The 13,986-nt window shown below is 71.4% G+C and carries 14 protein-coding genes; 8 read left to right on the forward strand and 6 right to left on the reverse strand.

Annotated elements, in window-relative coordinates; all coding sequences use genetic code 11:
- Positions 1-91: 91 nt before the first annotated feature.
- Positions 92-556, forward strand: coding sequence for an Lrp/AsnC family transcriptional regulator (locus ACIO5D_RS36985; protein ID WP_363611387.1), 465 nt, complete (start codon positions 92-94; stop codon positions 554-556).
- Between the two features lie 221 nt (positions 557-777).
- A complete protein-coding gene (locus tag ACIO5D_RS36990) occupies positions 778-2,145 on the forward strand; it encodes a pyridoxal-dependent decarboxylase (RefSeq protein WP_363611385.1) in 1,368 nt (455 codons plus the stop codon).
- Between the two features lie 99 nt (positions 2,146-2,244).
- On the opposite strand, the gene ACIO5D_RS36995 is transcribed toward ACIO5D_RS36990, so the two are convergent.
- Positions 2,245-3,117 carry a GNAT family N-acetyltransferase gene (locus ACIO5D_RS36995; protein WP_363611383.1) on the reverse strand — a complete coding sequence of 291 codons (873 nt, stop codon included), beginning with the start codon at positions 3,115-3,117 and terminating at the stop codon, positions 2,245-2,247.
- 243 nt (positions 3,118-3,360) lie between these two features.
- On the opposite strand from ACIO5D_RS36995, the gene erpA reads away from it, so the two are divergent.
- Positions 3,361-3,714 carry an iron-sulfur cluster insertion protein ErpA gene (gene erpA / locus ACIO5D_RS37000; protein ID WP_030391519.1) on the forward strand — a complete coding sequence of 118 codons (354 nt, stop codon included), beginning with the start codon at positions 3,361-3,363 and terminating at the stop codon, positions 3,712-3,714.
- Between the two features lie 76 nt (positions 3,715-3,790).
- On the opposite strand, the gene ACIO5D_RS37005 is transcribed toward erpA, so the two are convergent.
- Both ACIO5D_RS37005 and ACIO5D_RS37010 read right to left on the reverse strand, forming a co-directional pair.
- On the reverse strand, positions 3,791-4,483 hold the full coding sequence (locus ACIO5D_RS37005) for a hypothetical protein (RefSeq protein WP_363611381.1): 693 nt from the start codon (positions 4,481-4,483) through the stop codon (positions 3,791-3,793).
- A gap of 127 nt (positions 4,484-4,610) precedes the next feature.
- Positions 4,611-4,829, reverse strand: a complete 219-nt coding sequence (locus ACIO5D_RS37010) for a hypothetical protein (RefSeq protein ID WP_363611379.1) — start codon at positions 4,827-4,829, stop codon at positions 4,611-4,613.
- A gap of 246 nt (positions 4,830-5,075) precedes the next feature.
- Here ACIO5D_RS37010 and ACIO5D_RS37015 point away from each other — a divergent pair, with 246 nt between their 5' ends.
- Positions 5,076-6,053 carry a carbohydrate kinase family protein gene (locus tag ACIO5D_RS37015; protein ID WP_363611377.1) on the forward strand — a complete coding sequence of 326 codons (978 nt, stop codon included), beginning with the start codon at positions 5,076-5,078 and terminating at the stop codon, positions 6,051-6,053.
- Here the strand turns inward: ACIO5D_RS37015 and ACIO5D_RS37020 are convergent.
- A complete protein-coding gene (locus ACIO5D_RS37020) occupies positions 6,046-7,515 on the reverse strand; it encodes a cysteine desulfurase/sulfurtransferase TusA family protein (protein ID WP_400800619.1) in 1,470 nt (489 codons plus the stop codon). The genes ACIO5D_RS37015 and ACIO5D_RS37020 overlap by 8 nt on opposite strands.
- A 338-nt stretch (positions 7,516-7,853) precedes the next feature.
- Here ACIO5D_RS37020 and coxB point away from each other — a divergent pair, with 338 nt between their 5' ends.
- The 4 genes from coxB to ACIO5D_RS37040 all read left to right on the forward strand — a co-directional run bounded on the left by coxB (position 7,854) and on the right by ACIO5D_RS37040 (position 12,329).
- Entirely contained in the window at positions 7,854-8,708 is an 855-nt protein-coding gene (gene coxB / locus ACIO5D_RS37025) for a cytochrome c oxidase subunit II (protein ID WP_363611373.1), read from the forward strand.
- Entirely contained in the window at positions 8,705-10,480 is a 1,776-nt protein-coding gene (gene ctaD / locus ACIO5D_RS37030) for a cytochrome c oxidase subunit I (RefSeq protein WP_400658994.1), read from the forward strand. The genes coxB and ctaD overlap by 4 nt, the downstream gene beginning before the upstream one ends.
- A complete protein-coding gene (locus tag ACIO5D_RS37035; RefSeq protein WP_363611371.1) occupies positions 10,480-10,899 on the forward strand; it encodes a cytochrome c oxidase subunit 4 in 420 nt (139 codons plus the stop codon). Before ctaD ends, ACIO5D_RS37035 begins: the two co-directional genes overlap by 1 nt.
- A 170-nt stretch (positions 10,900-11,069) precedes the next feature.
- Positions 11,070-12,329 carry an Ig-like domain-containing protein gene (locus ACIO5D_RS37040; protein WP_363611368.1) on the forward strand — a complete coding sequence of 420 codons (1,260 nt, stop codon included), beginning with the start codon at positions 11,070-11,072 and terminating at the stop codon, positions 12,327-12,329.
- Positions 12,330-12,406: 77 nt separating this feature from the next.
- Here the strand turns inward: ACIO5D_RS37040 and ACIO5D_RS37045 are convergent, their stop codons facing one another.
- Together ACIO5D_RS37045 and ACIO5D_RS37050 are read right to left on the reverse strand one after the other, a co-directional pair.
- Positions 12,407-12,787, reverse strand: coding sequence for a GntR family transcriptional regulator (locus ACIO5D_RS37045; protein ID WP_400658990.1), 381 nt, complete (start codon positions 12,785-12,787; stop codon positions 12,407-12,409).
- Positions 12,788-12,888: 101 nt separating this feature from the next.
- A partial coding sequence (locus ACIO5D_RS37050) for a cytochrome bc complex cytochrome b subunit (protein ID WP_400800622.1) occupies positions 12,889-13,986 on the reverse strand: 1,098 nt, incomplete at its 5' end.

A 13,986-nucleotide genomic window follows, 5' to 3' on the forward strand; every position in this document is an offset into this window, starting at 1 on the left:
GACTCACTCCTGTCATCCGCCAGAATGGTGGCGAACCGTTTCGGCGGCCCCAGCCCCGCCGATCCCGTACGACCAGTGGAGCCCCGCACCGATGAGCAGCAGCCCAGCGCACGAGACGGTCGGGGCCGCCCTGGACGAGACCGACCGCCTCCTGCTCGCCCGGCTGGGCAGCGACGGCCGCGCCTCGTACGCCGAGATCGGTGCGCAGGTCAACCTCTCCGCCACCGCCGTCCGCCGCCGGATCGACCGGCTGCGGGCCCGCGGCGTGGTCCGCGGCTTCACCGTCGTCCTCGACCCCTCGGTGCTCGGCTGGCAGACCGAGGCCTTCGTCGAGGTCTACTGCCGCGAGCGGACCGCCCCCGAGGAGATCCTCGCCAGCCTGCGCCAGTTCCCCGAGGTGGTCGCCGCCTGGACGGTCACCGGTGACCCGGACGCCCTGGTACACCTGCGCGCCCCCGACATGCGGCACCTGGAGGCCGTCATCGAGCGCATCCGCAAGGAGCCCGGCGTCCAGCGCAGCCGATCCTCGGTGGTCCTCTCCCAGCTCATCGGCTGACCGGGCAGCGGCCCGGAGAACGGCCCGCGAAGGGCGCCCGACCGCTCGCGCAGGAAACCTGCGCGAGGGTCGGCGAAGACGCTCGAAACCTGCCTGACCAGCCGCGTTCCGACGCGCGGCGAAGGCCCCCGGCTGCCTACGCTGATCACGTCCGGCGGCGCGGTGGGAACGTCCCGCGCGACCGGACCTCCCCCGACACCCCACAGCCGAGAGGGACATCCGTGTCCGCAGCCCCCGACCGCATGCACCGGCCCGACAACGAGCTGGTCGACCTGGTATTCGACTACATGCGGGAGCGGCTGCAGTACGACCCCGTCCCGCTCGACCACCCCGGCGACGGCGAGCACCTGCGCGCCCAGCTGGCCGGCCTGCTGAACCCGGACGGCAACAGCCCGGCCGACGTGCTGAAGCTCTACGACCACGAGCTCTCCCGCGCGGTGATCTCCGCCGACAGCCCGCGCTACCTCTCGTTCATCCCGTGCGCCCCCACCAAGGCCGCGCTCCTCTTCGACATGGTCGTCTCCTGCGCCTCCCTCCAGGGCATCTCCTGGCTGGAGGCGGCCGGCGCCATCGCCGCCGAGAACCAGGTGCTGCGCCTGATCGCCGACCGGGCCGGCCTGCCGGACACGGCCGGCGGCACCTTCGTCTCCGGCGGCTCGGCCGGCAACCTCTCCGCCCTGGTGGTCGCCCGCGACACCGCCCGCCGCCGCCTGGGCGTGGGGCCGGAGACCCGGCTGCGGATCGCCGTCGCCGACCAGGTGCACTCCTCGGTCAAGAACACCTTCAACATCATCGGTGTCGAGGCGTTCAAGGTCCCCACCGTCGACCGCCGCTTCACCGGTGAGGCGCTGCGCGCCGCCCTGGCCGCCGACCCCCACCCGGAGACGGTGATCGCAGTCGTCGGCACCGCCGGCACCACCAACGAGGGCATCGTCGACGACCTCCAGGGCCTCTCCGAGGTCACCCGCGAGCGCGGCCTCTGGTTCCACGTGGACGGTGCCTACGGCGGCGCGGGCCTCTTCGCCCCCTCCGTCCGCGAGCGCTACAACGGCATCGAGCACGCCGACTCGTTCGTGGTGGACCCGCACAAGTGGCTGTTCGCCCCGTTCGACTGCGCCGCGCTGATCTACCGCAACCCGCAGCTCGCCCGCGCCGTGCACACCCAGGACGCCTCCTACCTGGACGTGCTGCACACCGAGGGCGACGAGTGGAACCCCACCGACTACGCCTACCACCTGACCCGGCGCGCCCGCGGCCTGCCGCTCTGGTTCTCCCTCGCCGTGCACGGCACCCAGGCGTACACCGACGCCATCGAGGCCGGCCTCACGCTGGCCCGGGACACCGCCCAGGTCATCCGTGACAGCGAACACCTGGAGCTGCTGATCGACCCGCAGCTGTCCGCCGTCTGCTTCCGCCGCAAGGGCTGGACCAACGACGACTACTACCGCTGGTCGCAGCAGCTGCTCGCGGACCAGGTCGGCTTCGTCACCCCCACCGGCTGGGACGGCGAGACGGTCGCCCGCTTCGCCTTCCTGCACCCGGGCACCACGATGGAGATGGTCCGGGAGATCCTGGACACCATGGTCTGACCGCTGTGGTCCGCCCCCTCCGGGCCGACCGCTCCGTGAACCCCCGCCGGGCCGCCCGGCGGGGGTTCACGCGTCGGGGGTCCGGGCCGCGGACGACGGCTACAACAGGGCGCCGTTCGGCAGGTACGGCGCCGGCGGGCGCATCCCGCGCAGGCCCAGATAGCCGCGGGTCTGCGGCGTGAGCCCCAGCTCCAGGCCGACGTCCAGCGCCCACTCCTGCTCGGCGGTCAGGTACTCCACCCGGGCCTGCTCCCCGTCCGGCACCCGGGCCAGCGCCTCGCGCAGCAGCCGGACGGCTATCCGCTTCGAGGTCGCGGCCAGCAGCTTCACCTCGGCGCCGTCCCGGTAGCAGTAGCCGCTGCCCGCCAGCGCGTCGGCGACCAGCAGCTCCTCGAAGTGGCCCAGCATCAGCTCGTGGTCCGGTCCGTGCGCGGCGCCGCGCAGCCGCCGGTCCACCGAGTCCAGCAGATGCCGGTGGGTGGAGTTGCCGCGGTGCACCGGGATGTCCCCGGGGTCGATCAGCCCGGACCGGTCCACCCGGCCGGCCAGCCGCATCGTCGGGTGCAGCGTGAAGCCGGCCAGCCGGTAGCGGCGGGCGGCCGCGGGGGACGGCGAAGCGCAGAGCATCCCGCGCAGACAGCCCCGCCCGTACGCGGCGGCCCGCTCCAGCAGCAACCGCCCGACGCCCTTGCCCTGCGCCTCGGGCCGCACCACGAACAGCGCGAGCATCCACAGCCCCTCGCGCCGCAGCGACAGCACCGCGCCGACCGGTTCGCCGCCGCTCTCCGCCAGCCAGCAGCCCTGCGGGTCGGTGCGCACCAGATGTCTGGTCCGGGCCGCCTGGTAGACCGGTGAGGGCGGGGCGCCGGGCATGCCGTCGGGGGCATCGGCGAGCGAGGCGAACGAGGCGCGGGCGATGTGCTGGACGGCCTCCGCGTCGGCGGTGGTGTCCTGGACCAGGCGCAGGATCATGCCCACCATCCTGGCCGCCCGGCCTCTCGCGCGGGGCCCGTTCGCCCGGATCGGCACCTCGGGCGGTGACCGAGCCCCGCCGGTTGTGCGAGCATGGGGAACGTAGGGAGCGGGTAGCACACCCGGCCCACGGAAATTCCGCCGCCAGAGACCTGTGAAATCCACCCGCCGTCCCGGAAATGAATTCGGGCGGCTGCTGGTTGGCACTGGCGGCAGACCGTCGTCAAGACCGGGAGAAAGCAGATGACCGTCCAGGACGAGACCACCGTCGAGAGTGGCATCCTCCTTACCGATGCCGCCGCGGCCAAGGTCAAGGGCCTGCTGGAGCAGGAGGGCCGCGACGACCTCGCACTGCGTGTGGCCGTCCAGCCCGGTGGCTGCTCCGGCCTGCGTTACCAGCTGTTCTTCGACGAGCGTTCGCTCGACGGCGACGTGCTCAAGGACTTCGACGGTGTCAAGGTCGTCACCGACCGGATGAGCGCCCCGTACCTCGGCGGCGCCACCGTCGACTTCGTGGACACCATCGAGAAGCAGGGCTTCACGATCGACAACCCGAACGCCACCGGGTCCTGCGCCTGTGGCGACTCGTTCAGCTGAGCAGCGGCTCGGCGGTGAACACCAAGGCGGCCCCGGGAATCTCCCGGGGCCGCCTTCGTCATGTCCGTGGCCCGCGCTACCGGCCGCCGGTCTCCGGCCCGGCCGGGTCCGGGCCGACGTGCGGGTCGGCCTCCAGCGGCACCGCCTCGCCGGTCGCGAGGTCCGTCACCGCCCGGCCCGCCAGCGGCTGCTTCAGATCGGCGGTCACCGACTGCCGCTTGGCCACCTGGGCGCAGACCTGCCCGGAGGGGACCGGCGCCGCCACCGTCACCCGCACGTCCACCCGCCCGGGCCTGGACTCGTCCGCCTTGAGCGCGTACTTCTCGCAGATCCCGCCGTAGAACCAGACCGTCAGCCGGGCGCCGTCCACCCGGTAGGTGATCGCCGGGTGCGTCGCCGGACCGTTCGGCGCCGGCTCGCCGACCGCGATGCCGTTGCCCGGGGGAGTGGGCGCCGGGGACTGCGCCGGTGCCGACGGCACGGAGGACGGCGCGGGGCCGGTCGGCCGGGGCTCGGGCGCGTCCGCCGAGGGATCGGCCGGCGGGGTCGTCACCGGTGCCGGGGCCACGGCCCCGTCGGTGGGCGGGGCGCTCGCCGACGGCCGCGCCGATCCGGCGGCCGCGTCCGAGGCGGCCCGGCTGTCCCCGCCGCACCCGGCCACCGAGGTCGCCGCCGCCAGCACCAGACCGGCCAGCGCCACCATCCGCCGTCCGCGCGGACGGACGGCACGCGCACCGCCGGGGCGCCGGGGCATCGTCTCCAGATCCATCTGAACTTCCTCCCGAGGGCTCAGCGGCGCCGCCTTCACGGCCGCACCGCGCGGATCCGACGTGCCCGGGACGATTCCGGTTCCCCCGCGCCCGCCGTGCCCGCGCCGAGCCGCTCGCGAGGCCTGCTCACATCCCGTAGTCGGCCATCCCGGCGACCACACGCTGCGCCCCGGACGGGACGCGGAAGCCCGGGTGGGCGGGGGCGCTGGGCTCCGGGCCGGTGGCCAGCAGCGGCCAGAACCGCCGCAGTTGCCGGGAGGAGTCAACCAGCGCGTCGAGCGTCTCGCCGTCCGCGTCGCCCCGCGGGACGGGAGGGACCCGCAGGGGGTGGTGACTGGGCATCATCGGCCATCGCTCCGATCCACCGTGCCGTGGCCGCACCGCCACGGACCTGGAAGGGCCGGTCCGGCCCCTGCCGCGACCCTAGGCCGGACCGCCGGGCCGCCACCAGAGCTACCGGGAGGTAGTACCCGTTCGAGCCGACCGGTGCCAATTCAGGCGGTCTTGCTGTCGCCCGCCCTCTGCCCGGTACCGTGAGTGGGTTCGCCGCCCGCTTTCCGTGGCCATGCCGCCATCCTGAGGAGACCTTCCGTGCGTATCGCCGTCGCCGGTTCGATCGCTACCGACCATCTGATGACGTTCCCCGGCCGGTTCGCCGACCAGCTGGTCGCCGAGCAGCTGCACACCGTGTCGCTGTCCTTCCTGGTCGACACCCTCGACATCCGCCGCGGCGGTGTCGCGCCGAACATCGCCTTCGGTATGGGCGTCCTCGGACTGCGCCCGATCCTGGTCGGCGCGGCCGGCGCGGACTTCGCCGAGTACCGCAGCTGGCTGGAGCGCAACAACGTGGACTGCACCTCCGTCCACATCTCCGAGACCCGGCACACCGCCCGGTTCATGTGCACCACGGACGAGGACCACAACCAGATCGCCTCGTTCTACACCGGAGCCATGGCGGAGGCCCGCAACATCGAGCTGAAGCCGATCGCCGACCGGGTCGGCGGTCTGGACCTCGTACTGATCGGTGCCGACGACCCGCAGGGCATGGTCCGCCACACCCAGGAGTGCCGTACCCGCGGCTACGCCTTCGCCGCCGACCCCTCCCAGCAGCTGGCCCGCCTGGAGGGCGACGACATCCGCGAGATCGTCGACGGCGCCGCGTACCTGTTCACCAACGAGTACGAGGCCGCGCTGATCGAGAGCAAGACCGGCTGGGACGCCGACGAGATCCTCACCCGGGTCGGCACCCGCATCACCACCCTCGGCAGCAAGGGTGTCCGGATCGACCGCAAGGGCGAGGCCCCCATCGTGGTCGGCTGCGCCCCCGAGGAGAGCAAGACCGACCCGACCGGCGTCGGCGACGCCTTCCGGGCCGGCTTCCTGGCGGGCCTCTCCTGGGACCTGGAGCTGGAGCGCTCCGCCCAGCTCGGCTGCATGCTCGCCACCCTGGTGATCGAGACCGTCGGCACCCAGGAGTACGAGCTGCGCCCGACCGCGTTCCTGCAGCGCTTCGAAGGCGCCTACGGTCCGGAGGCGACCGCCGACATCCGGGCGCACCTGCTCAAGTAGTGCGCCGGACCAGGTAGGCCGAGCCCCGGTCGCCGCCGTAGTCGGCGGCCGGGGCCTCGCCCGCGTACTCCTGTCCGCGCATCTCGCACCAGGCCGGGATGTCCAGCCGCGCCGCCTCGTCGTCCGCCAGCACCGCGACCGTCCCGCCCACCGGCACCTCGCCGATCCGCTTCGCCAGCTCGATCACGGGCAGAGGACAGCGCTTGCCCAGGGCGTTGATAAGAGTGACCTGCCCACTCGCCTCCGGTTGCGCTGCCGTCACTGCCGTCACTGCCTCCGCCGGGGCCGGCAGGTCCAGCCCGAGCGGGGCACGGACGCCGGCCACCAGGCCGGGCAGGACGGCCAGGAAGCGCTCGACGTCCGCCTCCGCCGCCCCGAACGGCAGCGAGACCCGGACGTTGCCCTCGGTGAGGACGCCCATCGCGGCCAGCACATGGCTCGGCGTCAGGGTGGAGGAGGTGCAGGACGAACCGGAGGAGACGGCGAAGCCGGCCCGGTCCAGCTCGGTCAGCAGCACCTCGCCGTCCACGTACAGGCAGGAGAAGGTGACGATGTGCGGCAGCCGCCGCACCGGGTCGCCGACCACCTCGACCTCCGGCACCAGCTGCGGCACCCGGGCCCGGATCCGCTCGACCAGGGTGTGCAGCCGGGCGTTCTCCCGCTCCGCCTCGGCCCGTACCGCCCGCAGCGAGGCCGCCGCGGCCACGATCGCCGGCACGTTGACGTAGCCGGGCACCCGGCCGCCCTCGCGTTCGTCGGCCGGCAGCGGCGAGACGTACCGGACGCCCTTGCGCACGGCCAGCACACCGACCCCGGCCGGGCCTCCCCACTTGTGCGCACTGGCCGTCAGCAGCGACCAGCCGCCCGGGACGTCCACCCTTCCGGCACTCTGCGCGGCGTCCACCAGCAGCGGCACGTCCCCGCAGGCCTCGGCCGCCTCGGCCACCGGCTGGACCGTCCCCACCTCGTGGTTGGCGGACTGCAGCACGGCGAGTGCGGTGTCCGGCCGCAGCGCCGCCGCGAACCCCTCGGGCGAGACCCGACCGAACCGGTCCACCGGGACGACCGAGACCGGGCCGCCGGCCGCCCCGGCCGGAGGCTGGAGGTGCGCCCATCGCTCGGCGGTGTGCAGCACGCTGGAGTGCTCCACGGCCGAGTGCACCAGGTGCCCGCCGCGCCGCCGGTTCCCGGCCAGCGCGCCCAGCATGCCCAGGTGCACCGCCTGCGTCCCGCTCGTCGTGAACGCGATCTCGTCGGCCCGGGTGCCCAGCACCCCGGCCACCGTCTCGCGGGCCGCGTCCAGCAGCATCCGGGCCTGCCGCCCGGACCGGTACAGCCGGGCCGGATCGGCCCACCCCTCGTCCAGAGCGGCGGTCAACGCCTGCCGCGCGACGGGGTGGAGCGGCGCGGTGGAAGCCACATCGAAGTACACGGTCACATTTAACGACACACCCGAACGCATTCCGGCCTCCCACCGCCGCTTAACGGCCGTCAGTCGATCACCCCGAATGCCCGATTCGTCCGCTTCCGACGGACCGTCACCCGCGTTGTCCGAGGTCATCCCCCGATCGGGCGTACGGACCCCTAATGCCTACGATGACCTGCGACGCAGCCCTTGCGGGGCCTGATCGGGTGGCCGGGCGGCGCGTTACCGGGACCTGCCCGTCAGCAGCGCATAAGGCTGGAGTAGGGTTTGGCCCGCATAAGCATTCAAACCGTGCCCGTGGACGGGTCGCCGGGGAGGCTCACAAACCTCCGCGGGGCGACGCGAAGGCGGGCGAGACTTCGGGAAGGCGCTACGTGAGTCCCAACGGCTCCGACCGCTCGCCGCGGCGCACGATGCGGCGGAAGCTGCCTCAGGCGCTGGCACTGGGCCTCGTCATCGCGACCGCCACCGGCTGCTCGGCCAACGACCTCCCCAGGCTTGGCCTCCCGAGCCCCGTCACCAAGGAAGGACCGATGGTCCTCCAGATGTGGCAGGGTTCCTGGATCGCGGCGCTGGTGGTCGGCGTACTGATGTGGGGTCTGATCATCTGGAGCGTGATCTTCCACCGGCGCAGCCGCACCGGCGTGCAGGTCCCCCCGCAGACCCGGTACAACGTGCCCATCGAGGCGCTCTACACCGCGGTCCCCATCATCATCGTGTCGGTTCTCTTCTACTTCGTCGCCCGCGACGAGACGAAGCTGATCGCCGTCTCCGAGAAGCCGCAGCACACCGTCAACGTGGTGGGCTTCCAGTGGAGCTGGGCGTTCAACTACGAGAACACCGAGACCCCCGACCCGGCCAACAAGGACGCCGCGTACGACGTGGGCACCCCCAAGGAGGTGCCGACCCTGTACCTGCCGGTCGACGAGACGGTGCAGTTCCGCCTCACCTCGCGGGACGTCATCCACGACTTCTGGCCCATCAGCTTCATGATGAAGATGGATGTCGTCCCGGGCGTGGTGAACAAGTTCGAGGTCACCCCGACCGTCAAGGGCGAGTACATGGGCAAGTGCGCCGAGCTCTGCGGCGTCGACCACTCGCGCATGCTGTTCAACGTCAAGGTCGTCGACCGCGCCGAGTACGACAAGCACCTGGCGGACCTCCGGGCCAAGGGTCAGACCGGCGCGGTGCCCTCCGGCATCACGACCATGGGAAGTGAAGAGAAGTGACCATCCTCAACGAGCCCGCCGCGGCCGGCGGGGGCGCCGGGGCCGTCACGGTCGGGGCGCAGCGGACCCGGAAGCCGGGTTCGACCATCATCAAGTGGCTGACGACCACTGACCACAAGACGATCGGCACCCTCTACCTGGGCACGTCGTTCGCCTTCTTCCTGATCGGTGGCATCCTCGCCCTGGTCATGCGCGCCGAGCTGGCTCGTCCCGGGACCCAGATCCTGTCGAACGAGCAGTTCAACCAGGCGTTCACGATGCACGGCACGATCATGCTGCTGATGTTCGCGACGCCGCTCTTCGCCGGCTTCGCGAACTGGATCATGCCGCTCCAGATCGGCGCCCCGGACGTGGCGTTCCCGCGTCTGAACATGTTCGCCTACTGGCTGTACCTGTTCGGCTCGACCATCGCGGTGGCCGGCTTCGTCACCCCGCAGGGTGCGGCCGACTTCGGCTGGTTCGCCTACTCCCCGCTGTCGGACGCGGTCCGCTCGCCGGGCGTCGGCGCCGACATGTGGATCATGGGTCTGGCCTTCTCCGGTTTCGGCACGATCCTCGGTGCGGTCAACTTCATCACCACGATCATCTGCATGCGCGCGCCCGGCATGACGATGTTCCGGATGTCGATCTTCGTCTGGAACGTCCTGCTGACCGCCGTGCTGATCCTGCTGGCCTTCCCGGTCCTGGCCGCCGCGCTGTTCGCCCTGGAGGCGGACCGAAAGTTCGGGGCACACGTCTTCGATCCGGCCAACGGCGGGGCGCTGCTCTGGCAACACCTCTTCTGGTTCTTCGGCCACCCCGAGGTGTACATCATCGCGCTGCCGTTCTTCGGCATCGTGTCCGAGATCATCCCGGTCTTCAGCCGCAAGCCGATGTTCGGCTACTCCGGCCTGATCGCGGCCACCATCGCGATCGCCGGTCTGTCCGTGACGGTGTGGGCGCACCACATGTACGTCACCGGCCAAGTGCTGTTGCCGTTCTTCTCCTTCATGACCTTCCTGATCGCGGTCCCGACCGGTGTGAAGTTCTTCAACTGGGTCGGCACCATGTGGAAGGGCTCGCTGAGCTTCGAGACGCCGATGCTCTGGACGGTCGGCTTCCTGGTCACCTTCCTCTTCGGCGGTCTGACGGGCGTTCTGCTCGCCTCCCCGCCGATCGACTTCCACGTCTCGGACTCGTACTTCGTCGTCGCCCACTTCCACTACGTGGTCTTCGGCACCGTCGTCTTCGCGATGTTCGCCGGCTTCCACTTCTGGTGGCCGAAGATGACCGGCAAGATGCTGGACGAGCGCCTCGGCAAGATCACCTTCTGGACGCTGTTCTTCGGCTTCCACTCCACCTTCCTGGTGCAGCACTGGCTCGGCGCCGAGGGCATGCCCCGCCGCTACGCCGACTACCTGGCCGCCGACGGTTTCACCACCCTGAACACCGTCTCGACCATCGGCTCGTTCCTGCTCGGCCTGTCGATCCTGCCGTTCCTGTACAACGTCTGGAAGACCGCCAAGTACGGCGAGAAGATCGAGGTCGACGACCCGTGGGGCTACGGCCGCTCGCTGGAGTGGGCGACCTCCTGCCCGCCGCCGCGGCACAACTTCGTCACCCTGCCCCGGATCCGCTCCGAATCCCCGGCCTTCGACCTCCACCACCCGGAGATCGCCGCGCTGGACTACCTGGAGAACCACGGTGAGCCGGCCAAGCACTTCGCCGGTGTCACCCCGGTGAAGTACGACAACCCGCAGCTGGGCAAGGGCAAGAAGGAAGGCGACGCCTGATGAAGGAACAGGGAAAGATCTTCCTTGGCCTGTCGGTCTTCATGCTCGCGATGGCGATCACCTACGGCCTGTGGACCAGCAACTCCTCCGAGCACGGCGTCGAGGCTGCCGGTACCACCGCGCTGTTCCTCTCCTTCGCACTGAGCGCCTTCATCGGGTACTACCTCGCCTTCACCGCCCGCCGGGTGGACAGCGGCGCGGGTGACAACCCCGAGGCCGAGGTCGCGGACGACTCCGGCGAGCTGGGCTTCTTCGCCCCGCACAGCTGGCAGCCGCTCTCGCTCGCGGTCGGCGGTGCGCTCGCCTTCCTCGGTGTGGTCTTCGGCTGGTGGCTGATGTTCTGGTCGATTCCGGTGATCCTGATCGGCCTGTACGGCTGGGTCTTCGAGTTCTACCGGGGCGAGAACCAGAACCAGTAACGGGTCTCTCTCGCACAGGGCCGGGTATCCCGCACGGGATGCCCGGCCCTGTTGCGTCCCCGGAGTGACGGCCTCACTCCGCCGGCCCAATGGAACGGCGCTCCGATGTCGCTTCCGCCCCGACCCTTCCTACGATCTGACTCAATCGTGCGACCCCTACGGAGGCGGTCATGGCCGGCAGGCGCGGAATCGCAGGTATCGGCAGCATCTCGCTGGCGCTCGCAGTACTGACCCCACTGGCCGCCTGCACGTCCGGCGGCCGGGGCGCCGCCGGCCCGCTCCACAAGGTCGACGCGGCGCCGCTGGTGCGCCTCTCGGCCGACCGCACGGTGGACCCGGCCCAGCCCGTCACCGTGACCGCGGTCCGCGGCAGCCGCCTGACCGACGTCACCGTGGTCGGCCCGGACGGCCGGGTGGTGGCCGGCCGGCTGGCCGAGGACCAGCGCAGCTGGCAGACCACCGGCCGGCTGAAGGCGGCCGCCGCCTACACCGTCAGGATCGCCGCCGACGACGGCAAGGGCGGGCGCGGCGAGACCACCGCCGGCTTCACCACGCTGGCCGGGCAGCGCCTGCTCACCGCCAAGCTCGGCCCGGACTCCTCCGGCAGCGGTGTCTACGGAGTGGGCCAGCCGCTCACCGTCCAGCTCTCCGAGGCGGTGAAGGAGCCGCAGGCCCGCCAGGAGGTCGAGCGGGCCCTGACCGTCACCTCCCAGCCCGCCGTCACCGGTGGCTGGTACTGGGTGAACGACAAGGAGCTGCACTTCCGGCCGGAGAACTACTGGCCGGTCGGCACCGCCGTCGGCCTGGCCTTCGAGGGCACCGGCAGCCGGATCTCGGACGGCCTCTACGGCGGCGACCGCAGCTCCCTGACCCTGCGGATCGGGGAGCGGGTGGAGTCGGTGATCGACGCGGCGGCCCACGAACTCACCCTGATGCGCGGCGGCGAGCGGGTCCGGACCGTGCCGGTGACCACCGGCAAGCCCGGCTTCGACACTCGCAACGGCATCAAGGTCGTGCTGGGCCAGGAGCGCGTGGTACGGATGAACGGCGAGACGATCGGGATAGCGGCCGGCAGCTCCGAGGCGTACGACCTCAACGTGGAGTGGGCCACCCGGGTGACCTGGAGCGGGGAGTACGTGCACGCCGCGCCCTGGTCCGTGGGCTCGCAGGGCCTGGAGAATGTCAGCCACGGCTGTACCGGCATGAGCACCGAGAACGCCAAGTGGTTCTACCAGAACACCCGGGTGGGCGACCTCGTCACGGTGGTCAACAGCCGCGGCACCGGCATGGAGCCGTTCGGCAACGGCTTCGGGGACTGGAACGTCTCCTGGGACGAGTGGGTGAAGCGCAGCGCCCTCGGACAGCCCGTCAGCACCACCCTCCCGCCCGCCCAGGCCCCCGCCACCGGGATGATCCGGCCGGAGCTGTAGCGGGGCCGCCCAGGCCCCTTCAGGACCCCGCAGACCCCTCTGGACCCCCTCCGGGCCGCCCAGGTCCCGCGGGTCCCTCAGACGTCCTCGGGTCCCTGGTAGGCCAGCCGCAGGGCGGTCTCCACGGCCGCCAGGGCGTCCGCCCGCGGCAGCCCGAGCCGGTGGGCCCGCTCGGCGTACTCGGCGGCGGCGGCCGAGGCCAGCCGGTGGGCGGTGTCACCGGCGGCGGCGATCAGGGTGCCGCGACGGCCGTGGGTCTCCACCACGCCGTCCGCCTCCAGCTCCCGGTAGGCACGGGCCACCGTCCCCGGGGCCAGCCCGAGCTCCTCGGCCAGGGCCCGGACGGTGGGCAGCCGCAGCCCGGTCGGCAGCTCGCCGGTCCGGGCCTGCTCGGCGATCTGGACACGGATCTGCTCGAACGGGGGAGTGGCGGCGGCGGGGTCGACGGACAGCTGCACGGGGACTCCTGACGATGGGCGGAGACGGGAAAGCCCGAGGGCCGCCGACCAGAAGAACTCTGGTCAGCGGCCCTCGGGTGTGACGCGGGGTGCGTACGGGATCAGTGGTGGCCGTGGCCGCTGGTGATCTCGTGGTGCTCCTCGGCGGTGGGCTTGGGGATCTGGCTGCCCTCGCCGTAGAAGCCGCGGGAGAGCTTCGCCCGGGTGCGGGTGAGAATGCCGGCCTTGCGGGCCACGCCGTTCTCGTCCGTCTCGGCCGGCAGCTCGAACGGCTCACGCTGCTCGTGCGAGGTGAGCTTGTGCAGGTCGGCCTGCGGCAGCTGCGCGTGCACCTCGACGAACTCGCCGTGCGGCAGGCGCTTGATGACGCCGGTCTCGCGGCCGTGCAGCACCTTCTCCTTGTCCCGGCGCTGGAGGCCGAGGCACCAGCGCTTGGTGATGATGAAGGTCACCACCGGCAGCACGAAGAAGCCCACGCGGACGAAGTACGTGATGTCGTTGATCGACAGGTGCAGGTGGGTGGCGAACAGGTCGTTGCCACCACCGACCAGGAGGACCAGGTAGAGGCTGATCCAGGCGGCGCCGAGCGCGGTGCGGACGGGCGCGTTGCGCGGGCGGTCCAGGATGTGGTGCTCGCGCTTGTCGCCGGTGATCCAGCCCTCGATGAACGGGTAGACCGCGATCGAGACCAGCACCAGCGGGAAGATCATCAGCGGGACGAAGACACCCAGGTTGAGGGTGTGGCCCCAGAGGCCGATCTCCCAGCCGGGCATGACGCGGATGAGGCCTTCGGAGAAGCCCATGTACCAGTCGGGCTGGGCGTCGGTGGAGACGTGGTCGGGGCGGTACGGGCCGTAGGCCCAGATGGGGTTGATCGTGGCGATCGCGGAGATGACCGAGATGATGCCGAAGACGAGGAAGAAGAAGCCGCCGGCCTTGGCCATGTAGACGGGCATCAGGGGCATGCCGACGACGTTCTTCTCGGTCTTGCCGGGGCCGGCCCACTGGGTGTGCTTGTGGTAGAAGACCAGGATCAGGTGCGCGACGAGCAGGCCGAGCATGATGCCGGGGATCAGCAGCACGTGGATGGTGAAGAACCGCGGGACGATGTCGTGGCCGGGGAACTCGCCGCCGAACAGGAACATCTGGATGTAGCTGCCGACCAGCGGGACGGCGAGGATGGCGCCTTCCATGAAGCG

Origin of the sequence: Kitasatospora sp. NPDC087315 (assembly GCF_044744345.1) — a bacterium.
GTDB lineage: Bacteria > Actinomycetota > Actinomycetes > Streptomycetales > Streptomycetaceae > Kitasatospora.